The 20,873-nt window shown below is 73.5% G+C and carries 17 protein-coding genes and 1 pseudogene; 5 read left to right on the top strand and 13 right to left on the bottom strand.

Annotation, left to right across the window (positions count from 1 at the left end):
* Positions 1–7: 7 nt before the first annotated feature.
* The 6 genes and pseudogenes from ACA514_RS15805 to ACA514_RS15780 form a co-directional block, all read right to left on the bottom strand.
* Positions 8–1,636, bottom strand: a complete 1,629-nt coding sequence (locus ACA514_RS15805) for a uroporphyrinogen-III synthase (protein ID WP_375041874.1) — start codon at positions 1,634–1,636, stop codon at positions 8–10.
* The gene (gene hemC, locus ACA514_RS15800; RefSeq protein ID WP_375041872.1) at positions 1,633–2,502 is read right to left on the bottom strand and encodes a hydroxymethylbilane synthase; all 870 of its coding nucleotides are present in this window, start codon (positions 2,500–2,502) and stop codon (positions 1,633–1,635) included. Before hemC ends, ACA514_RS15805 begins: the two co-directional genes overlap by 4 nt.
* Before the next feature lie 475 nt (positions 2,503–2,977).
* A pseudogene (locus ACA514_RS15795) lies at positions 2,978–4,291 on the bottom strand (glutamyl-tRNA reductase); the annotation flags it as partial.
* Positions 4,288–5,031, bottom strand: coding sequence for a redox-sensing transcriptional repressor Rex (locus tag ACA514_RS15790; RefSeq protein WP_344271257.1), 744 nt, complete (start codon positions 5,029–5,031; stop codon positions 4,288–4,290). The pseudogene ACA514_RS15795 and the gene ACA514_RS15790, both read right to left, overlap by 4 nt.
* 358 nt (positions 5,032–5,389) lie before the next feature.
* Positions 5,390–5,656, bottom strand: a complete 267-nt coding sequence (locus ACA514_RS15785) for a glutaredoxin family protein (protein WP_375041871.1) — start codon at positions 5,654–5,656, stop codon at positions 5,390–5,392.
* 2 nt (positions 5,657–5,658) lie between these two features.
* Entirely contained in the window at positions 5,659–7,107 is a 1,449-nt protein-coding gene (locus ACA514_RS15780) for a putative quinol monooxygenase (RefSeq protein ID WP_375041870.1), read from the bottom strand.
* Positions 7,108–7,297: 190 nt separating this feature from the next.
* Between ACA514_RS15780 and ACA514_RS15775 the strand changes: the two genes are divergently transcribed.
* The 4 genes from ACA514_RS15775 (at position 7,298) to ACA514_RS15760 (ending at position 12,428) form a co-directional block, all read left to right on the top strand.
* Positions 7,298–7,924: a sigma-70 family RNA polymerase sigma factor gene (locus ACA514_RS15775; protein WP_375041869.1), complete on the top strand. Its 627-nt coding sequence runs from the start codon at positions 7,298–7,300 to the stop codon at positions 7,922–7,924.
* Between the two features lie 77 nt (positions 7,925–8,001).
* Positions 8,002–8,292, top strand: a complete 291-nt coding sequence (locus tag ACA514_RS15770) for a hypothetical protein (protein ID WP_375041868.1) — start codon at positions 8,002–8,004, stop codon at positions 8,290–8,292.
* A gap of 10 nt (positions 8,293–8,302) precedes the next feature.
* The gene (locus ACA514_RS15765) at positions 8,303–9,178 is read left to right on the top strand and encodes an HAD family hydrolase (protein ID WP_375041867.1); all 876 of its coding nucleotides are present in this window, start codon (positions 8,303–8,305) and stop codon (positions 9,176–9,178) included.
* A gap of 61 nt (positions 9,179–9,239) precedes the next feature.
* The gene (locus ACA514_RS15760) at positions 9,240–12,428 is read left to right on the top strand and encodes a BTAD domain-containing putative transcriptional regulator (protein ID WP_375041866.1); all 3,189 of its coding nucleotides are present in this window, start codon (positions 9,240–9,242) and stop codon (positions 12,426–12,428) included.
* Here the strand turns inward: ACA514_RS15760 and ACA514_RS15755 are convergent.
* A complete protein-coding gene (locus tag ACA514_RS15755) occupies positions 12,406–13,182 on the bottom strand; it encodes an ABC transporter permease (RefSeq protein WP_375041865.1) in 777 nt (258 codons plus the stop codon). The two genes, ACA514_RS15760 and ACA514_RS15755, sit on opposite strands and share 23 nt — an antisense overlap.
* The gene (locus ACA514_RS15750; RefSeq protein ID WP_375041864.1) at positions 13,179–14,138 is read right to left on the bottom strand and encodes an ATP-binding cassette domain-containing protein; all 960 of its coding nucleotides are present in this window, start codon (positions 14,136–14,138) and stop codon (positions 13,179–13,181) included. Before ACA514_RS15750 ends, ACA514_RS15755 begins: the two co-directional genes overlap by 4 nt.
* 595 nt (positions 14,139–14,733) lie before the next feature.
* Between ACA514_RS15750 and ACA514_RS15745 the strand changes: the two genes are divergently transcribed.
* Entirely contained in the window at positions 14,734–16,011 is a 1,278-nt protein-coding gene (locus ACA514_RS15745) for a DUF222 domain-containing protein (protein WP_375041863.1), read from the top strand.
* A 463-nt stretch (positions 16,012–16,474) separates the two neighbouring features.
* Here ACA514_RS15745 and ACA514_RS15740 read toward each other — a convergent pair whose 3' ends face one another.
* The 5 genes from ACA514_RS15740 to ACA514_RS15720 form a co-directional block, all read right to left on the bottom strand.
* The gene (locus tag ACA514_RS15740; protein ID WP_375041862.1) at positions 16,475–17,236 is read right to left on the bottom strand and encodes a dienelactone hydrolase family protein; all 762 of its coding nucleotides are present in this window, start codon (positions 17,234–17,236) and stop codon (positions 16,475–16,477) included.
* Between the two features lie 92 nt (positions 17,237–17,328).
* Positions 17,329–18,495: a low temperature requirement protein A gene (locus tag ACA514_RS15735; protein WP_375041861.1), complete on the bottom strand. Its 1,167-nt coding sequence runs from the start codon at positions 18,493–18,495 to the stop codon at positions 17,329–17,331.
* Positions 18,496–18,529: 34 nt separating this feature from the next.
* On the bottom strand, positions 18,530–19,480 hold the full coding sequence (locus ACA514_RS15730; RefSeq protein ID WP_375041860.1) for a lysophospholipid acyltransferase family protein: 951 nt from the start codon (positions 19,478–19,480) through the stop codon (positions 18,530–18,532).
* 46 nt (positions 19,481–19,526) lie between these two features.
* Entirely contained in the window at positions 19,527–20,543 is a 1,017-nt protein-coding gene (locus ACA514_RS15725; RefSeq protein WP_375041859.1) for an NAD-dependent epimerase/dehydratase family protein, read from the bottom strand.
* A gap of 38 nt (positions 20,544–20,581) precedes the next feature.
* Positions 20,582–20,680 carry a 30S ribosomal protein bS22 gene (locus ACA514_RS15720; protein ID WP_018654693.1) on the bottom strand — a complete coding sequence of 33 codons (99 nt, stop codon included), beginning with the start codon at positions 20,678–20,680 and terminating at the stop codon, positions 20,582–20,584.
* Positions 20,681–20,873 lie beyond the last annotated feature (193 nt).

The raw sequence follows: 20,873 nt of genomic DNA, 5'->3' as shown, positions 1-20,873 counted from the left end.
GCAGGCGTTACTTGCGGCGCCGGGCTCCCCGGCGCATCTGGCTGGGCTTGCGCAGCGGATCGCCGGCCTCGACCTGGGCCGCCCGCCGCTTGGCACCGTACTCCGCGAGCGCCTCGGCGAGCGCCGATACCGACGGTTTGTCCGCCATCACGTCGACGCGCAGCCCGTACTCCTCGGCGGTCTTGGCGGTCTGCGGGCCGATCACCGCGATCACCGTGACGTTGTGCGGCTTGCCGGCGATGCCGATCAGGTTCTTCACCGTGGACGACGAGGTGAACAGCACCGCGTCGAACCCGCCGCCCTTGATCGCCTCGCGGATCGGGGCGGGCGGCGGCGCGGCCCGGACGGTCCGGTAGGCGGTGACGTCCTCGCACTCCCAGCCGAGCTCGGTGAGCTTGGCGATGAGGGTGTCGGTGGCGATGTCGGCGCGCGGCAGCAGCACCCGGTTGATCGGGTCCAGGTCCTCGTCGTAGGGCGGCCACACCTCGGCGAGGCCCTCGCTGGACTGCTGCCCGGTCGGGGTCAGGTCGGGGTGGATGCCGAACTCCACGAGCGCGGCGGCGGTCTGCTCGCCGACGGCGGCGACCTTCAGCCCGGCGAACGCGCGGGCGTCCAGCCCGTAGGCGACGAACTTCTCCCGGACGGCCTTGACCGCGTTGGTGGAGGTGAACACCACCCACTCGTAGCGGCCGGTGACGAGGCCCTTGACGGCACGGTCCATCTGCTGCGGGGTGCGCGGCGGCTCGACGGAGATCGTCGGGACCTCGTCGGGGACGGCCCCGTACCCGCGGAGCTGGTCCGACAGCGACGCGGCCTGCTCCTTGGTGCGCGGCACCAGCACCCGCCAGCCGAACAGCGGCTTGGTCTCGAACCAGGACAGCTGGTCGCGCCAGGACACCACGTCCCCCACGATGATCATCGCGGGGGCCTCCATGCCCTTGGTGTCGGCGGCCAGCCTCTGCAGGGTGGAGACGACGGTCTCCTGCTCGGTGGTGGTGCCGAGGCTGGTCATGGCGGCGGGCGTGGAGTCGGCGCGGCCGGCCGCGACCAGCCCCTTGGCGACCTCCGCGACCGCTCCCTCGGCGCCGAAGACGACGAGCGTGGCGTCGGAGCCGGCGAACCGCTCCCAGTCCACGCCGCCGTCGGAGGCGTCGACGAACCGGAACTCGCGGTGCTCCGGGTCGGTCAGCGGGATGCCCGCATAGCCGGGCACACCGGTCACCGCGGACACGCCGGGGACGACCTCGAACGGCACCCCGGCCTTGTGCAGCGCGGCGCCCTCCTTGGCCAGCCCGCAGACGACGCCGGGGTCGCCGGGGAACAGCCGGACGACGCGGCGGCCCGCCTTGGCGGCGCGCGACGCGAGCTTCACCGGATCGCCCTCGGCGGTGTCGAGGATCTCCACGTCCGCGCGGCAGTGCGCGAGGACGTCGGCGGGGCAGTGCGCGCGGCTGACCACGACGGTGTCGGCGCGCTCCAGCTCGGCCGCGGCGCGCAGCGTCAGCAGGCCCGGGTCGCCCGGGCCCATGCCGACGATCGCGACCGTGCCCGGGTCGGCGGTCCGGCTCGGCCGGCCGGCCGTGGTCGATCCGGCGGCGCCCCCCGGGCGGGCGGGGCTCTGGCTAGCGGGGCTCAATCGCGCTCCCCCATCAACTGGTCGGCCCCCTGCGCGAGCAGCCGGTGCGCGAGATCGCGCCCCAGCCGTTCCGCGTCGTCCGGGTGGCCGCTTGCGGACAGCCTGATCTGCCGGCCGCCGTCGATCGCGGCGACGGCGGCGGTCAGATGCAGTTCTTCTTCTACTTCGGCAGCGTATGTTCCCACGGGCGCGGAGCAACCGCCCTCCAGGACGGCCAGCACCGTCCGCTCCGCGGTGACGCAGGCCCTGGTCACCGGGTCGTCGACCGTTCCAAGCAGGGCGCGCAGGTCGGCCCGGTCGGCGCGGCATTCGAGCGCGAGCGACCCCTGCCCGGGCGCCGGCAGCATCTGGTCGGGGTCGAAGACCTCGGCGACCGCGTCCAGCCGGCCGATCCGGCGCAGGCCCGCGTGCGCGAGCACCACCGCGTCCAGCTCGCCGTCGGCGACCTTGCGCAGCCGGGTGTCGGCGTTGCCGCGGATCGCCACGACGTCCAGGTCCGGGCGCATCGCGCGCAGCTGCGCGACGCGGCGCGGCGACCCGGTGCCGACGCGGGCGCCGCGCGGCAGGTCGGCCAGCTTGCAGGGGCCGCACAGCGCGTCGCGCGGGTCGTCGCGCGGCGGGGTCGCGGCGAGCGCGATCCCGTCGGCGGACCCGGTCGGCAGGTCCTTCAGCGAGTGCACGGCGAAGTCCACCTCACCGGCCAGCAGCCTGTCGCGCAGCGCGTTGACGAAGACACCCGTCCCGCCGATCTGGGCGAGCAGCGCCTTGGAGACATCACCTTCGGTCGTTACCCCGACCAGCTCGACGGCATGCCCCGTGCGCTCCGTCAATGCGTCCGCGACCTGCTGCGACTGCGTCGTCGCCATCAGGCTCCTGCGGGTGCCGAGCCGCAGCGGGCCCCTGCCTGCGGTACTCAATGCGCTGCTCCGCTCACTGGCCTGCTCCCACCCTCGGCGGGGCGGGCGGCCACCCGGTCACCCGCGTTCACGTCTGCTCTCCCTCGCCGCGCGGCGCGCCGTCCCGGGCGCTGACCGCCCGGACGCCCGCCGCCTGCGCGTTCACGGTGCCCGCGCTCACGGCGTCCGCGGTGCCCGTCTTCACTGTGCCGGTCTTCACGGTCCCGGTCTTCACGGTGCCGGTCTTCACGGTGCCCGCCCGCACGCCCGGCGCGGCGTCCGCGGGGCCGCTGCTCACGCAGTCGGCCTCGGCGCAGTCCACCTGCGTCACCCGGGCGACCTCTTCGGCTTTCGCCGCGTCCGCGACCCGCGCCCCTTCCACCACCGTACGGGCGGAACCGCTCCAGGGGGCCGAGGCGCTCCCGGCCGGCGGCTCCGCGTCGTCGGCGTCCGCGCTCATGTCGGCGCGCGCCACCGCCACCGGCGCCTTCGGGTCCAGGTCGAAAAGGCGGCGCAGCGCGTCGGCGTAGGAGTCGCCGCCCGGCGCCGCCGCCAGCTCCTTCACCCGGACGGTCGGCGCGTGCAGCAGCTTGTCGGCGACCCGCCGGACGGTCTGCTGGATCTCCCGGACGGCCCGCTCGTCCAGCTCGGGCAGCCGGCCCGCGAGCCTGGTCAGCTCCGACTCGACCACCGCGGCGGCCTTGGTGCGCAGCGCGACCACGGTCGGCGCGACCGCCGCGGCGCGGGCGGCGCTGAGGAACGCCTCGACCTCGTCGCGGACGATCCGCCGGACCGCCTCGACGGCCTCCGGGCCGATCGCCCGCGCCGCCTCCTGCGCGGTGCGCAGCTCGTCCAGCCCGGCGAGCCGGACGCCGGGCAGCGCGCCGACGGCCGGGTCCACGTCGTGCGGGAGCGCGAGGTCGAGGAAGAACCGGTCGCGGCCGTCCGATCCGACGCCCTGCGCGGTCACCTGCGCCGCCGTCAGCACCAGGCCCGTCGCGCCCGTGCACGACACCACCAGGTCGGCCTCGGCGAGCGCCGCGTCCAGCGCGGTCAGCTCGACCGCGCGGGCGGGCACGTCCAGCGACTCGGCCAGCCGGACGGCGTTGGCGTGCGTGCGGTTGGCGACCACGACCTCGCGGGCCCCGGCCCGGCTCAGCGTCGCCGCCGCCAGCGAGCTCATCGACCCGGCGCCGACGACCAGCGCCCGGACCCCGGCCAGCGGGCCGAGGTGCCGCGCGGCGACCTCCAGGCCCACGCTGACCAGCGACGCGCCCGCCTGGTCGATGCCGGTCTCGGCGTGCGCGCGCTTGCCGACCCGCAGCGCCTGCTGCAGCACGTCGTGCAGGTCGCGGCCGAGCGTCCCCTCGTCCTGGCCGAGCCGGAACGCCTGGCGGAGCTGGCCGAGGATCTGGCCCTCGCCGACCACCATCGACTCCAGCCCGCACGCCACCGCGAACACGTGCTGGACGGCCCGCTCCTCGTAGTGCACGTACAGGTGCCGGGACAGCTCGTCCAGCGGGACGCCGGAGTGCAGCGCCAGCAGCTCGGAGATCGCCGAGACGCCGCCGTGGAACTTGTCGACGACCGCGTAGATCTCGACCCGGTTGCACGTCGACACGATCGCCGTCTCGGCGACGTTCGCGGACTCGTGCACCGCGTGCAGCAGCTTGGCCAGGTCGTCCCCGCCGACCGCCGCCCGCTCCAGCACGGGCACGGGCGCGCTCCGGTGACTGAGCCCCACCACCAACACACTCATGCTTCAACCGCCTCTACGTACTGCGTGGCGCCGGGAGGGGCGTCGCCACTCGCCAGGGGGGCGTAGTCGCCGGGCCCCCCGGCCTTGCGCTGTTCGTGGAACGCGAGGATCTGCAGCTCGATGGACAGGTCGACCTTCCGCACGTCCACCCCTTCGGGCACCGACAGCACGACGGGCGCGAAGTTCAGCACGCTCGTCACGCCCGCGGCCACGACGCGGTCGCACACCCCCTGGGCGGCGGCCGCCGGGGTCGCGATCACGGCGATGGACACGCCGTGATCGGCGATCACGTCCTCGAGCCGGTCGGTGTGCTCCACGGTCATGCCGGAGATCTCCTGGCCGACGATCGCCTCGTCGGCGTCGAGCAGGCCGGCCACCCGGAATCCGCGGGACGCGAATCCGCCATAACCGGCCAATGCACGGCCCAGGTTACCGACACCGATGATGGCGACCACCCAATCCTGGGTGAGACCGAGCTCACGCGAGATCTGGTAGACGAGGTACTCGACCTCGTAGCCGACGCCCCGGGTGCCGTAGGAGCCCAAGTGGGACAGGTCTTTGCGGAGCTTGGCGGAGTTCACCCCGGCCGCCGCGGCCAGCTCCTCGGACGAGACGGTCGCCACACCCCGTTCCTGCAGGCCGGTGAGGGCTCGCAGGTACACCGGGAGGCGCGCGACGGTGGCTTCGGGGATGCCGCGGTCCGCGCGGTCGCGGTGGTTGCGGTTCTGTCGGGATGTCACGGCCTGCTCTTCGGGGCTCGACGCTGGGGGCGGGGCCCGAGAACCCCTCACCCCGGCTGGTTGCCGGCCGCACGGCCGCGGCCGGACCGCCCCAGGGCTATCCATCAGGTTAAGCCTTTGTGAATACGCGCACAAAGTGCCCCCCGGCCGACGGGCCGGACGCCTGGTCCGCGGGCCGCCGCACAAAGCCCGCCCAGCAGCGCGTTTCGTGACCGTACCTGCGGGCCGCCCGCCCGGCGCGCCGCCGCACGGTGTGACCGATGAGACATTTCCGAGCCCGCGTTTCAGCCGGGTCCCATCCTCGGTTCCGGCCGCGCCTGTTTCCGAACCGGATTCTGGACCCCGGTCGGACCCGCGGTCAGGACGCCCGGCGGGCCTTGGCGATCGCGTCCCGGAGCCGGTTCTCGTCGACCCGCCAGAAGTCGTGCTGGACGCCGTTGACCAGCGTGACCGGGATCTGCTCCCAGTACTCCCGGGTGTCCTCCTCGGACCGGGTGATGTCCCGCTCGTCCCACGGCACGTCCAGCTCCGCCGCGACGCGCTCGATGACGGCGCGGGCGTCGTCGCACAGGTGGCAGCCGGGCTTGCCGAGCAGCGTGATGCGGACCTCCGCGTCGGACGGCACGCTCACCTCCCCTGACGGTCCGGTGCGGGCAGCGGGACCTTGGCCGCGCCGAGCCGCAACTCGATCACGTTGGTGGCCAGCACGTGCGTGCGGGACTCGGCCATGAACCGCTGCAGATGCGGCTGCCTGCGGTGCGCGGCGAACGCCGCCTCGTCGCGGAACAGCTGGTAGAAGATCCGCTGGGTGGGGCCGTTCACGACCTCGTGGCAGGCGAAGATCAGCGTGTCCGGCTCGGCGGACCGGGCGGCCCGGACCAGGTCGGCCGCGAGCCGATCGAAGGCGTCCTCGCGGCCGTCCAGCAGCGTGTAGACGGTGATCTGGCCGCACGCGTCGGGCAGCCCGCCGGAGACTCCGCCGGGAAGGCCGCCAGGGAGGCCAACGGGGAGGCCGCCGGACGGGCCGAGCGCGCCGAGCGGCCCGGGCGGCCCCGGCGGCCCCGGCGGCCCGGCGAGGGCACCGCCGGGAAGCGCGGGCTCGGGGACGGCGGGCGGGCCGTCCACGCTGGTCGGGCCGGCCGGGTCGGAGCCGAACCCGGACGCGTCGAAGGACGCCGGGTCGAAGGCCCCGGGGGCCGCGGGCTCCGCCGGCGGGTCGGGGAAGCGCAGCTCCTCGGCCGGTGCCGGCTCGGGGAACCGCAGCTCGCCGCGCCGGGGGTCGGCGGGCGGCGTCGGCGCCGGGACGGGCTCGGACCGCGCGGCGTGCACCTGCTCGGGGTACGCCTGCTCCTCGTACCCGGTGGCGGGCTCGTCGGCGTACTCCTCGCCGTACTCGTCGTAGCCCTCGTCCTCCTCGTACACCGGGATGGTGCGCATCGCGCCGTACCAGACCAGGCCGGCGGCGGCGCCGAGCGCGATCACCGCGAGCGGGGCCGGCAGGAAGCCGCGGGTGCCGCTGACCACCAGCACCCCGGCCAGCGCGACGAGGGCGACCGGGATGAGCAGCTCGCCGGCCTCGCGGTCGCGCTTGCTCGCCAGGTAGGCGGTGACGCCGGTGCAGCCGACCAGCGCGATCACCGCGACCAGGTGCGCGCCGTCGATCAGCAGCAGCGGCAGCGCGTCGTAGGTCGCGCTCGGCTTGGGCAGGCTCTTGGACAGCGAGCCCTTGAGCGGGTCGACCAGCAGGATGACGATCGCGACGACCGTGTAGGAGACCGTGAACAGCCAGGCGGCGAACCGGACCTGCACGTACCGCGCGATCAGCTCGATCATGCCGAGGGCCAGCCAGACCGGCCCGACGAGCGCGGCGCCGAGCTCCATCACGCGGAAGAACAGGCCGTTGTAGCCGGCCATGAAGCCGATGGCCATGCACAGCAGCGCGAGGGTCAGGCCGACCTGGGTGAACGACCAGGCGATCAGGTAGAGCAGCCGGTCCTTGTAGGCGCGCTGAACGAGCAACCCGGTGGCCGCGAGGGCACCAAGGGTCGCAACGAACGCGATGAGGGCATCGACCATGGCGTCCCCATGGTGCCCGATGGCGGGCGATGAGAGGTAACCGCCCGCCGCGCGGGCCGCCCGTCCGGCGGTCCCGCGGGCCGGTTCCGCATCACCGGTCCGGGCGCGCCGGACCCATTGCCTGGCGTACGCATCGGTATCTAGAGTGGCAGATCGCGTCGGAGGTCGCGTACGCCCCGAGGAGAACTGCATGAGCAGCTTGGCCCTCGAAGCACGGGTCGTCCCGTTTCCTCGGCGTTCCCGGGAGTCCGCTCCCGGCACCGACCGCGCCGAGGTGCTCAAGGCGCTGGTCATGCGGGCCCGCGAGGGCGACGCCGAGGCGTTCGGCTCCCTCTACGACCACTACGTGGAGCTGGTCTACCGCTACGTCTACTACCGCGTCGGCGCCCACTCCCTCACCGAGGACATCACCAGCGAGACGTTCCTGCGCGCGCTCCGGCGCATCCGCGACTTCCGCTGGCAGGGCAAGGACTTCGGCGCCTGGCTGGTGACGATCGCCCGCAACCTCGTCGCGGACCACTTCAAGTCCGGCCGCTACCGGCTGGAGGTGTGCACGGCCGAGCCGGTCGAGCCGGAGCGCCCGCAGGAGGGGCCCGAGCGGACCGTCCTGGAGGCGATGACGCACCGGACGCTGCTGGCCGCCGTCCGCCGGCTCGGCTCCGAGCAGCAGGAGTGCGTGGTGCTGCGGTTCATGCACGGGCTGTCGGTCGCCGAGACCGCGCTGATCATGGACAAGAAGTCGGGCGCGATCAAGGCGCTGCAGTACCGCGCCGTCCGCTCGCTCGCCCGGATGCTCCCGGACGACCTGCGCCACTAGCCCGTCCCGGCGCTTTATTGGACGCCTTGTCACCTCCAGACCGTAACCCGCCGGGCCGCCCGGTCGTTCTTGCGGACGTGAGGAACAGGCACGACAAGATCGTCGAGGCGGGGCAGCGGCTGGACGGACTGCGCCTGGCGGGGCTGCGCCCGCCGGCGCCGGGGGCCGCCGAGCCGGGCCCCGACCCGCGCTTCCGCGCCCTGCTGCGCGAGCGCCTGGTGACCGCCGCCGGCCGCCCCGGGCCCGGGATCAGCACCGGGACCGGCGCGGGGACCGGCGTCCATGCGGCCGACCGTGCGCGCGACCGGCTCAGTGACACCGATCGCAATGAGGCGCGCGACGACGGCCGGAACGCGCGGAGTGATTAGGCTCGGGCGTATGCGGCGATTCTGGCAGCGCGGCAAGCCCGAGGACCACGTGAGCGCCGGGGAGGCGGCCGCGGCGGCGGCGACGCAGCCGAACCCGCTCCCCGATCCGGACCCCGCCGCGGCGGCGTTCTTCGACGTGGACAACACGATGATGCGCGGCGCGTCCATCTACTACTTCGCGCGCGGCCTGGCCGCCCGCAAGCTGTTCACCATGCGCGACCTGGCCATGTTCGCCTGGGGGCAGGCCGCGTTCCGGCTGCGCGGCACGGAGAACTCCGAGCACATCGGCAGCGCGAAGGAGGCCGCGCTGGCCTTCGTCGCCGGGCAGAAGGTCGCCGGGATCGTCCGGCTGTCGGAGGAGATCTACGACGAGGTGATGGCCGACCGCATCTGGCACGGCACCCGCACCCTCGCCCTCCAGCACCTGGACGCGGGCCAGCAGGTGTGGCTGGTCACGGCCACGCCCGTCGAGGTCGCCCGGACGATCGCGCACCGGCTGGGGCTGACCGGCGCGCTCGGCACCGTCGCCGAGACCCGGGACGGCGTCTACACCGGACGGCTCGTCGGGAACCTGCTGCACGGGCCGGCGAAGGCGGAGGCCGTCCGGGCGCTGGCGGCGCGCGAGGGGCTGGACCTGTCGCGCTGCTCGGCCTACAGCGACTCCGTCAACGACCTGCCGATGCTGACGGCGGTCGGCCATCCGCACGCCGTCAACCCCGACGCCGCGCTGCGCGAGCACGCCCGGGAGCACGGCTGGCCGATCCACGACTTCCGGACCGGCCGGAAGGTGACCATGGTCGCGCTGCCGGCCGCCGCGGGCGCGGGCGCCCTGGCCGGCGGCGTCGCCGCCGGCATCGCGCTCCGCCGCCACTACCGGACGAACTGAGGCGGATGCCCACAACTCGCGACCTATCGCGAGTTGTCGCGGCACGCTCTACCCTGTCCGTGTGAGGACCGCCCGGGTGAAGGTCGAACTGGCGCTGCTGTCGCGGGTCGCCTGCCGCGGACGGGACGTCACCAGCCCCCGGCTGCGCGCCCTGCTCGCGCTACTGGCGGCCGAACCGCGCACGGGCCTCGGCGTGAACCGGCTGGTCGAGGGCCTCTGGCCGGACGAGCGGCCGGCGAACCCGGGCAAGGCGCTGCAGGTCCTGGTCTCGCGGGCCCGCTCGCAGCTCGGCCCGGACGTCATCGCCAGCACCCCGTCCGGATACCGGCTGGGACTGGACGAGGCGGCGGTCGACGCGTCCGCCGTGCTGGCGAGCGCGTCCGAAAGCGCCCGCCGCGCCCGCGAAGGCGACCACGCCGCCGCGCTCGCGCACGCCGAGGACGGCCTCGCGCTGTTCGACGGCCCCCCGGACGCGTCCGGCGGCGATCCCCCGTCCCCGCTCGCGCTGCTGCGCGCCGACCGCGCCCGGACCTACCGGGAGCTCGCCCGGAGCCGCGCGCTGGCGCTGTCCCGGCTCGGCCGCCGCGCGGAGGCGATCGGCCCGCTCACCGGACTCGCCGCCGACCACCCGCACGACGAGGAGATCCTCGCCGAGCTGCTGCGCTGCGAGACCGCCACCGCCGGGCCGTCGGCCGCGCTCGCCCGCTTCGAGTCCTACCGCCGCGCACTGCGCGACGAACTCGGCACCGACCCCGGCCCCGCGCTGCGCGCCGTCCACCAGGATCTGCTGCTCGAGACCGCCCTGGACGGCGCGCCCGCCGTCCGGCGCGGCGTCGCGCACGAGCCCAACCCGCTGCTCGGCCGCGCCGCCGACCTCGCCAACGTCCTCGGCCTGCTGCGCGCCTCCCGCGTCACCTCGATCGTCGGGACGGGCGGCCTCGGCAAGACCCGGCTCGCGCACGCCGTCGCGCGGGCGGCCGAGCAGCGGATCGTGCACGTCGTCCCGCTCGCCGGCGTCGCACCGGACGGCGACGTCGCGGGCGAGGTCGCGTCCGTCCTCGGGGCCGCCGGGACGCGGGGCGCGCACGCCCGGCCGGTCGGCTCCGGCGACCTCGTCGCCGGGATCGCCGACGCCCTCGGCCCCGGCCCGGCGCTGCTCGTCCTGGACAACTGCGAGCACGTCGTGTCCCGCGCCGCCGCGCTGGTCGGCGCGCTGGTCTCGATGAGCCGCGACCTGCGCGTCCTGACCACCGGCCGGGCGCCGCTCGGGCTGTCGTCGGAGTCGGTCTACCCGCTGCCCGAGCTGGACGAGGCGACCGCCGCCGAGCTGTTCGAGCAGCGCGCCCGCGCCGCCCGCCCGAACGCCGACCTGCCCGCCGAGCGGGTCCGGGAGCTGTGCCGCCACCTGGACGGCCTGCCGCTCGCCGTGGAGCTGGCCGCGGCGCGCGTGCGGATCATGTCGGTGGCGGAGATCTCCCGCCGCCTGGACGACCGGTTCGCGCTGCTGCGCGGCGGCGCCCGCGACGCCCCCGCCCGGCACCGCACGATGCACGCGGTCGTCGACTGGAGCTGGACCCTCCTGGCCGAGCGGTCCCGGGCAGCCATGCGGGCGCTGTCGGTCTTCCCCGGCGGGTTCACCGCCGACGCCGCCCGCCACCTCGTCGGCGACGACGTGCTCGAGATCCTAGAGGACCTCGCCGACCAGTCGCTGCTCGTCGTGACCGACACCGGAGTCGGAACCCGCTTCCGGATGCTGGAGAGCGTCCGCGAGTTCAGCGCCGCGCACCGCGACGAGGCCGGCGACACCGAGCGGGCCGTCACCGGCCTGCTCGCCTGGGCGCGCGAGTTCGGCACGGCCCACCACGAGCGGCTGTTCGATGCCGAACCGCTCGAGACGATCGAGATCGTCCGCGCCGAGCAGGACAACCTCCAGCAGGCGCTGCGGCACGCGCTCGACCGCCGCGACGGACCCTCGACCGCGGCGGTGACCGCCGTCCTCGGAGCCCTCTGGACGATCGAGTCCAGCTTCACCCGGCTGGCCGCGCTCGCCGGGGAGGCCTCCGGCGCGCTCACCATGTTCCGGCCGGCGCCGGAGGAGGTCGGCACCGCCCGGGCGGCCCTCGCGCTGTGCGCCATGATCGAGTTGATGCTGAAGGGCCCGCAGGTGACGCGGGCACTGGTCGTCCTGCGCCGCCTCCCGCCGCCCTCGCCGTCCACCCTGGCCGGCGCCATGGCGACCGTCATCCGGGCCGCGCCGGAGATCCTCGCCGAAGGCTCCTCCGCCCTGGACGAGCTGCGCGCGAGTGACGAACCGCTCCTCGCCGGCATCGCCGACGTCGTCGCCGGATACGTCCTGGAAAGGGCCGGCGACCTGCACGGGGCGATCGCCGCCACCGAGGTCGTCCTGAAGGCGGCCGAGGCGACGGTCACGCCCTGGGTCGGGCTGGCCGCCCACTCCCGGCTCAGCGAACTGCTCATGCAGGTCGACGAGAACGAACGCGCGCTGACGCACCTGATGACCGCCTTGCGGCTGATGGAGCGGTACCGGTGGCGGGACATGTTCGGCCTGCACTGGGCGATCGCAGGCGTCAACCTCCACCTCGGCAAGTACGACGAGGCGGAACGCTGGGCCGACCGGTCCCTCGTCTCCGGGCCCGAGGAGTCCTACGGCACCGCCACCTTCGACCTCGGCGGCCGCGCGGAGATGGCGCTCGGCCGCGGCGACACCGCCACCGGGCTGCGGCTGTGGCGGGAGGCCGTCGACCGGCTGAAACGCGACGGGGACCCGTCCATCGAACCGGCCTTCGACCCCTGGACGCTGGAGTCGCACATCGCCGCGGTCGTCGCGCACGCCCGGCACGGCCGGCTCGACCTCGTCGAGGACGTCGCCGCCGCACTTCCCGCCAAGCTGTCGGCGCTGCTGGCCGACCCGCCGCTGCCCGTCCCGGCGTTCTTCATGGACCTGCCCGTCCAGGGCGGCATCCTGCTCGCCCTCGCCATGATCGACCTCGCCCGCGGCGGCGACCCGGCGCGCGCCGCCCGCATGATCGCGCTGGCCGAGCGGCTCAACTTCGTCCGGACGTTCCAGCCGACGATGGCGCCGGGCGCCGCCCGCCGCACCGCCCAGGACGCCGACGGGCCGGCGTACGCCGACGCGGTGTCGGAGTACGCCGGCCTCGACCGGGACGGGCTGCGGGCCGCCGCCCGCGCGGCGCTGCGCGCCTGGGTCACTGCGACGGATCGCGGTTGAACAGCCACTTCGCCCACACGTAGCCGACCACCGCGATGCCCACGCACCACGCGACCGACACCGCCGCGTCATGCCCCGCGGGCTGGCCCATCAGCATCCTCCGCAGCGCCTCGATCATCGGCGTGAACGGCTGGTACTCGGCGAACCACCGCACCCCGGCCGGCATCGAGTCCGGCGGGACGATCGCGCTGCCGAGGAACGGCAGGAACTGGATGAGCAGCGGCGAGTTGCTCGCCCCCTCCGGACCCTTCGCCAGCAGCCCCAGCGCCACCGCGAACCAGGTCAGCGCGAACGTCAGCAGCACCATCAGCCCCGCCGCGCCGAACCAGCCGCCGAGCCCGGCGTCCGGCCGGTACCCCATCGCGACCGCCGCCAGCACCGCCAGCACCAGGCTGATCAACGTCTGGATCATGCTGCCGGCGACGTGCCCGGTGAGCAGCGACGACCGCGCGATCGGCATCGTGCGGAACCGGGTGATGACGCCCTCCGTCATGTCCACCGCCACCGCCACCGACGGCGACATGCAGCCCGACGCCACCGCCATCAGGATGATCCCCGGCGTCACGTAGTCGATGTAGTCGACCCCGCCGACGCCCTTGCCGAGCGCCTTGCCGAACACGCCGACGAACAGCAGCAGGAACAGGATCGGCGTGATGATCGAACTCACCGACAGCGCCGGATAGCGCAGCGCGTGCCGCAGGTTGCGGCGCAGCATCGTCGCCGAATCCGCCGTCACCTGGGAGATCGCGGTCATCGGGAAGCCACCTTCCGCTCGTCGGTGTCGCCGGTGAGGGCCAGGAACACGTCGTCCAGATCAGGGGTGTGGACGGAGAACTCCTCCACCTCGATCGCCTCGTCCTCCAGGCGGCCGAGCAGCGCCCGCAGCGACCGGACGCCGCCGTCGCTCGGCACCTGCAGCGTCAGCGCCTCGTCGTCGCGCGCCGACACCGGCAGCACCCGCGCCGCCGCGTCCAGGCCGCCTGGACCGGCCAGCCGCAGCACCACGTGCCCGCCCGGCACCATCCGCTTGAGCTGCTCCGACGTGCCCTCCGCGACCAGCCGGCCGCCGTTCAGCACGCCGATCCGGTCGGCGAGCCGGTCCGCCTCGTCCAGGTACTGCGTCGTCAGGAAGACCGTCACGCCGCCGGCGACCAGCCCCCGCACCAGGTCCCACGTCGCCCGGCGGCTGCGCGGATCCAGTCCCGTCGTCGGCTCGTCCAGGAAGATGATCTGCGGGTCGCCGACCAGCGTCATCGCGATGTCGAGCTTGCGCCGCATCCCGCCGGAGTAGGTGGACGCGAGCTTCCCGCCCGCCTCCACCAGGTCGAACCGGTCCAGCAGCGCGTCCGCGCGCCGCCGCCCCTCCGCGCGGCCGAGCCGGTACAGGTCGGCCATCAGGATCAGGTTCTCCCGGCCGGTCAGCAGCCCGTCCACCGCGGAGTACTGCCCCGTCACCCCGATCGCGCGCCGCACCCCGTCCGGATCCCGCGCCACGTCCCGTCCCGCGACCCGCGCCTCGCCGCCGTCCGCGCCGATCAGCGTCGACAGGATCTGCACCATCGTGGTCTTGCCCGCCCCGTTCGGCCCCAGCAGCGAGAACACCGTCCCCCGGGGCACCTCGAAGTCGATCCCGTCGAGCACGACCTTGTCCCCGAACGCCTTCCGCAGCCCGACCACCTCGATGGCCGTCTGCACCGCTTTCGTCGTCATGCCGGACACTCTGCGCGGCGTCGCCTTCAAGCCACTTTCACCATGGTTTCAGACGTGGTTTCAAGCATGGTTCAAGCACGGTTTCGGACACGGTTTCGTCCGTAAGTTCATCAACCGCTTGCACCGCTGGGTCCTTTTGTCTGACCGGGGAGATCTGGCCAGCAGTCCGTGCGCGTAGCCGTCCGATGTTAAGGCCGAGATTCTGCGATTGAGTATTGAGAATTCGAGAGTGGGTACTGGGCGGCATGGGCCACAGGGGCGGTGGGGGCGGCGCTGCGTACGGGGCCGCCTCTCAAAAGTCAAGGGCGCCTTCGGCGTCGCTTCGCGATGGACTTCGTCCACCCTTGACTTTCGAGCCTCTGCGGCCCCTAAGGCAGCGCAAACGGGCAGGCTCCGCCTGCCCCGCCCGGACGCGCCGCCCCCACCGCCCGCCCACGCCCGCGTGTTCAACAGAAGGGTCAGCAAAACAATTAACAAACCAGCCGCACGCGGGTCCGAGGCGCCACAGGTATATCCAGCCATACCTATCCCCGAAGCCACAGAATACGACCCCTCCCAAGTCGCGATTGTCGGCCACACAGGGTATGCTTTACCTATGCAATCAGTGACGGTCGACCTGGAGACCGCGTCCACCATGCAATTGGTGAACGCGCTCTCGGCGATCGCTGCTGAACTCGCCCAGCGAGAAGCCCCGGAGTCGGCGGCGGCGTGTCTGGAACTCACCGAGAGCCTTGCCGCTGCCTGCGATATTCAGGAAAGCGCACTCGCCGGTTTCATCCGCCGGGTCGATGCCACCGGTGAACAGAAACGCTGGGGATACCCCTCCACCCGGGCGTGGTTGCGGTCCCGGCTGGGGATGCGGGAGAACCGCACCACCGAACGCCTCATCCTGGCCCGGCAGCGGCACCGCCTCCCGAAAGTCGCCGAACGCCTGGCGGCCGGGGACCTGTCCTACGGGTATGCGGCCACGGTCGCGCAGAGTGTGGCCCGCTTGGAGGACACCGACTGCGCTGAGGCCGAGACCACTCTGCTGGGCTTGGTCGACCAAGGTTTCTCGGCGGCGAAGGTGGGGGTGTTCGGCCGCCGGATCTGCGACGTGATCGCCGAACGCGACGGCACCGAGGCCGCACCTGGCGAGGACGCCAAGCGCGGGTACGCCAAGTCCTGGATCACTAGCACCGGGTCGCTGGATGGTGGCCGCTACATCAAGGGCTGGTTGAACGCCGAGGACGCCGCCATCTGGGACGGGACTCTGGCCCCGCTGGCCAAGCCGGCCGGGCCTGAGGACACCCGCGACGTGGCCGAGCGCACCGCAGCCGCCCTGTCGAGTGTGCTGTCGGGCGGACACAAGGCCACCAAGGTCACCGTCATCTGCGACCTGGAGACACTGACCGGCGGCAACGCTCCAGCCCGCCTCACCGACGGGACACCAATCCCTGCCGCCCAAGCCCGCCGCATCGCCCTCACGGCCGGAGTGTCACCGCTGATTCTCGGGCGAGGGCACACGCCGCTGTATCTCGGTTACCGGGAGCGGTTCGCCAGCGCCGCTCAGCGACAGGTGCTGGAGACCCTCTACTCCACCTGCGCGGTGCGGGAGTGCGAGATCCCGGGGACGTTGTGCGAGGTCGACCACGTCAACGGCTGGGCCCTGGGACACTCACCCACCGACATCGACCAGCTCGCCCTCACCTGCGGATGGCACAACCGCTTCAAACACACCAGCCCGAACCAGATCGGGATCAGCAAAGTCACCGACGGGCGATACATCTACCGGCTGCTGCCACCGCCGGGCGCCCGATCAAGATCCCGTAGTGGTAGCGGGCCACCGGGGACGATCGGCCCACCCGACACCACCGCCACCTGGGCCGCGTAACCCATCCCACCCTCACGCCACCGGTTCGCCCGAATCCACCCCGGATCTCGGGCGAACCGGCATGCCCGCCCGCATGGCTCCCCCTCCGCTGTGACGGTTCCCACCCCGGTGGAGGGGGAGCCAACCATGTCCCACGCATGCGGCACCGTCCCGAAATCCACCAGGCCCAGCGATGGCCCAGGGCACGCTACTTGCTCACCCTGCCTCGTCGGCACCTTCGGCTTCAGTCACGCATGCCCGGAGAAACGGACCCCTGTCAGCCCCTCCATCCCACCCGCCCGTCTCTCGTCCGCTGGTTCGGGGGCGGTGGGGGCGGCCCCGTACACAGCGCCGCCCCCACCGCCCGAACACCCTTACCGCCCAGGGCACGAAGACCCCGCACAGGTACCACCCCTAAAGCACCGCGCCGAAGAGCACCATCCTTAAGAACACCATCCCTAAGAACACGGCCCCTGCCCAAGCACTACTCCGTGAGTTCTCTGTTGAAGAGGTTCTGGACGCGGGTCCAGGAGTCGGCGGCGGCGGCCTTGTCGTAGGAGGGACGGCCGGGGAAGAAGAAGGCGTGCTGGGCGCCCGGGTAGACGATCTCCTCGTGGCGGACGCCCGCCGCGTCGAGGGCCTCGGTGATCCGGTCGCGCTGGTCGGCGTCGATGACGTGGTCGAGTTCGGCGAAGAGCAGCAGCGTCCGGACGTTCCGGGCGGCGATGGCGGGGGCGTCGTCGAGGAGCGGGGTCGGGCGGCTGAGGGCGGTGCCCGCGACGGGGAGCCAGCCGGGGTAGTAGATCGCGGCGGCGGCCAGGTCGAGGCGGGTCGCGGCGAAGAAGGCGATGTGGCCGCCGAGGCTGAAGCCGAGGACGCCGGTCTTTCCGGTGGCGTTCGCGTGCACGCGGGCGTGGGCGACGCAGGCGCGCAAGTCGGTCTCGACGTCGTCGCGGGTGAGGTGGCCGAGGAGGTCGAAGGCGCGGGTGCGGTTGGCGTCGCTCTCGGCGAAGCCGGCCGCGGTCTCGGGGCCGGAGCGGTGGTAGAGGTTGGGCGCGACGGCGACGTAGCCGAGGGCGGCGACCTGCCGGGCGATGTCGCGGACCTGGTCGGTCAGGCCCCACAGTTCCGCGCAGACGAGGACGGTCGGGTGGGCGCCGTCCGCAGGGCGGGCCAGGAACGCGTTCATCGGCGTGGAGCCGCCGACGTCGATCCGCACCTCGTGCGCGACGATCTCGACTGCCATGGGACCCCCGTCCTCCGCTCGCGCCCCGGCGGCGCGAACTGAATGATCGTAGGCCAGGGGTCGGCGATCCGGGTGAAATGGCGTGAACCGCGTCAGGCGGTGCGGGTCTGGCGGGCGAGGACGGCCGCGATGAGCAGTACCAGGACGACGGCGATCGCCGTGAGCGAGGCGGCGACGCCGAGGGTCGACGCGCCGAGCACGGTCAGCAGGACGAGGACGGCCGCGACGGCGATGAAGTGGGGCGGGACGGTGACGTTGCCGAGCGGGGCGTGCAGGGCCCACAGCATGGCCAGCGCGATCGCGACGGGGACGGCCGTGGCCGCGACCACGGTCGTCGCGTCCGCCTCGATGCCGTGCTCGCCCTCGCCGGCGGACGCGACGGCGACCTCCAGGCCGGCGCCGAGGGCGGCGAGGGCCGCGAACATCAGGTAGTGGCCGTAGCCCCAGACGAACGAGCGGTCGCGGCGTTCCGCGAGGCCCTCGCCGGGCTCCTCGGAGAAGTAGATCCACCAGATCGTGAACAGGATGGCCAGGCCGGCGAGGGCGATGACGACGAGGCCGGCGCTGAGGCCGTGCGCGACCGCGCCCTGGACGGCGTTCGTCGCGGCGAGGACGCTCTCGCCCAGCAGGATGATCGTGAACAGCCCGTACCGTTCGGCGATGTGGTGCGGGTGCCAGGTGGTCATCCGGGGCCGTTCGGCGAACAGCGGGACCGACAGGTCCGCCAGGGCGCAGACGAGGAACGTCCAGGCCGGGCCGTCGCCGGGCAGGGCGAGCCGGGACACCCAGAGCACCTGGACGAGCGAGACGCCGACGGCGTAGCGGGTGGCCGTGGCGCGCCCCTCGGGGTGGGCGATCGCGGCGCGCGTCCACAGGCTCACCAGGCCGACGCGCATGACGAGGTAGCCGATGGTGACGGCGGTGAAGTCGCCGTCGAACGCGGACGGCACCCCGGCGGCGAGCACCAGCACGCCGGCCATCTGCACGAACGTCATGACGCGGTACGGGACGTCGTCGGTGTCGTAGGCGGAGGCGAACCAGGTGAAGTTCATCCACGCCCACCAGATGGCGAAGAACACCGCGAGGAACGCCCCGGCCGCGCCGGCGGCGTGCGCCTCCTCCGTCGCGTGGGCGAGGCGTCCGGCGGCCTGCGACACGGCGGCGACGAAGGTCAGGTCGAACAGCAGCTCCAGCGGGCTGGAGGCGCGGTGGGGTTCGGCCAGGTCACGGGCGACCATCCGGGTGCGCAGCGATGGCATGCGATCACTCTAGGGCGCGCCCCGGCACGGGCCGTCAGAAGAACGCGGGCCCGCGGCGCAGCAGCGTGTCGTAGAGCATCTGCTGGACGTTCTCGCGGACGTGGTCGGTGATGTTGAAGACGGTCATCGGGTCGTCGGCGTCCTCGGCGGCGTACTCCTCCAGCGTCATCGGCTCGCCGAACTGGATCATCCACTTGGACGGCAGCGGGATGAGCCCGGCGGGGCCGAGCAGCGGGAACGTCGGGGTGACCGGGAAGTAGGGCAGGCCGAGCAGCCGGGCCAGCGGCCGCAGGTCGGCGATCTTGGGGTAGATCTCCTCGGCGCCGACGATGGCGGCCGGGACGATCGGGACGCCGGCGCGCAGCGCGGTGCCGACGAAGCCGCCGCGGCCGAAGCGCTGCAGCTTGTAGCGCTCGGCGAACGGCTTGCCGACGCCCTTGAAGCCTTCGGGGAACACCCCGACGAGCTCGCCCTTGCCGAGCAGCCGGGCGGCGTCGGCCTGGCAGGCGAGGGTGTGGCCGGCCTTGCGGGCCATGTGCGCGAGGACGGGCACCTGGTAGACGAGGTCGGCGCCGAGGAGCCGGACGCACCGGCGGGCGTGGTCGTGCAGCGCGACCGACAGCATCAGCGCGTCGAGCGGGAGCGTGCCGGAGTGGTTGGCGACGATCAGCGCGCCGCCGTCCGCCGGGACGTTCTCCACGCCCGCGAGCTCGACGCGGAACCAGCGCTCGTAGAGGGCGCGGGCCGTCGGCAGCAGCACGCTCTCGTTGAAGTCGGGGTCGTACCCGAACTCGTCGACCTCGTACTCGCCGGCGATGCGGCGGCGCAGGAAGGCCAGGCCGGAGGCGATGCGGCGTTCGAGCGGGCCGGGGCCCGCAGCGGAGCCGGCGCCGCCGGGCCCGTCCGCCTCGGCGCCGTCCTGGCGGGCCGAGTCGAGCCGGATGACCTGCGCGCCCCCGTCGTCCTCGTGGCGGGCGTGCATCATCCTGCCTCCTTTCCGCCGCGCGGCCGCGGGCCGCGCCGGCGTCGTGTCAGCCGCGCAGCAGCGCGGCCGCCAGCCGGGCGGCCGGCCCGTGGCGCCCGAGGCCCCGGGCGGCGGCGAAGTCGGCGAACGCCGCCTCCGACCCGTATTTCGGGCGCCACGCCAGCTCGTCCTCCAGGGCCGTCGTGTCGATGACCCGGCCGTAGGTGAGCCAGCGCAGCAGTTCGGGCGAGAACCCGGACATGCCGGCGAAGCGCCGCCCCATGTCGCCGAACAGCGAGATGGACGGCGCCGGGACGGGCACGTACGGGCGGCCCGCGCGGCGCAGCGCCTGCGACAGCAGCAGCACGCCGTCGCCGGCCACGTTGAAGCAGCCGGGGTGGTCCTCGACGGTCATCCGCCGCAGCACCTCGACGCCGTCGTCCTCGTGGACGAACTGCAGCCGCGGGTCGAAGCCCAGCACCGTCGGGACGACGGGCATGCGCAGGTACCGCGTCAGCGGCGAGTCGACGCCGGGCCCGAGGAAGTTCGCGAACCGCAGCACCGACACCGTCAGGTCGGAGCGGCGCCGCGTCAGCCCGCGGACGTACCCCTCGACCTCGACGGCGTCCTTGGCGTACCCGGACGTCGGCGGCTCGACGGGTTCGTCCCGCTCGGTGAACACGGCCGGGTCCATCGGCGAGGAGCCGTAGACGGCGGCCGAGGACCGCACGACGAGCTTGCGCGCGTCGGGCGAGCGCTGGCACGCGCCGAGCAGCTGCATCGTCCCGATGACGTTGAGCTCTTTCACCTTCGCCCGCGGTACCGACGCCGAGGTGACCAGGTTGAGGTGCACCACCGTGTCGACCCGCGCGGATGAGATGATCTTGGCGATGCCGGGGGTGCGGATGTCGACCCGCACGAACTCCGTGCGGCCGAGCGGCATCGTGGGCGGAACCGTGTCCACCCCGATGACCCGCTCGATGCCCGGGTCGGCCTGCAGGGCGTGCGCGAACCGCGCTCCGAGGAACCGGGAGACGCCCGTGACGAGGACGACACGGGCCGCGGCGGCGGGCTTGGCAGGCACTGTGCGCCCCACCCCTTACGGCTGTGCGGCCGGCGTGCTCACTTCTTGTTGCGGCGCTGGATGCGCGTCTTCTTCAGCAGCTTGCGGTGCTTCTTCTTAGCCATCCGCTTGCGGCGCTTCTTGATGACAGAGCCCACGAGACCTCGCTCGGCATATCGGGTGTTGTGCAGGAGACGAACGTGCCGCAGGCGAGCATGACTCGAAACGCGCGCACGGTCCGCTGCCCAAGGGTACCGCTGCCCAGGTGGAGATCTCGCCGCGGCATGGCGCGCGGAGTCCGGCACCCCGCCGCGCGCCCGCTTTCCGGCGCGCCGCGTGATGCCGGGCACC

Source organism: Actinomadura sp. NTSP31, from assembly GCF_041951385.1.
GTDB lineage: Bacteria > Actinomycetota > Actinomycetes > Streptosporangiales > Streptosporangiaceae > Spirillospora > Spirillospora napierensis.
This window is presented reverse-complemented; position numbering and strand designations above follow the sequence as displayed.

What these genes read in the sequence shown, in the direction of transcription:
- ACA514_RS15735 (WP_375041861.1), bottom strand. Translation starts at nt 18,495, where the DNA reads ATGCCATCGCTGCGCACCCGGATGGTCGCCCGTGACCTGGCCGAACCC.
- ACA514_RS15745 (WP_375041863.1), top strand. Translation starts at nt 14,734, where the DNA reads ATGCAATCAGTGACGGTCGACCTGGAGACCGCGTCCACCATGCAATTG.
- ACA514_RS15775 (WP_375041869.1), top strand. Translation starts at nt 7,298, where the DNA reads ATGAGCAGCTTGGCCCTCGAAGCACGGGTCGTCCCGTTTCCTCGGCGT.
- ACA514_RS15780 (WP_375041870.1), bottom strand. Translation starts at nt 7,107, where the DNA reads ATGGTCGATGCCCTCATCGCGTTCGTTGCGACCCTTGGTGCCCTCGCG.
- ACA514_RS15765 (WP_375041867.1), top strand. Translation starts at nt 8,303, where the DNA reads ATGCGGCGATTCTGGCAGCGCGGCAAGCCCGAGGACCACGTGAGCGCC.
- ACA514_RS15740 (WP_375041862.1), bottom strand. Translation starts at nt 17,236, where the DNA reads ATGGCAGTCGAGATCGTCGCGCACGAGGTGCGGATCGACGTCGGCGGC.
- hemC (WP_375041872.1), bottom strand. Translation starts at nt 2,502, where the DNA reads ATGGCGACGACGCAGTCGCAGCAGGTCGCGGACGCATTGACGGAGCGC.
- ACA514_RS15730 (WP_375041860.1), bottom strand. Translation starts at nt 19,480, where the DNA reads ATGATGCACGCCCGCCACGAGGACGACGGGGGCGCGCAGGTCATCCGG.
- ACA514_RS15750 (WP_375041864.1), bottom strand. Translation starts at nt 14,138, where the DNA reads ATGACGACGAAAGCGGTGCAGACGGCCATCGAGGTGGTCGGGCTGCGG.
- ACA514_RS15755 (WP_375041865.1), bottom strand. Translation starts at nt 13,182, where the DNA reads ATGACCGCGATCTCCCAGGTGACGGCGGATTCGGCGACGATGCTGCGC.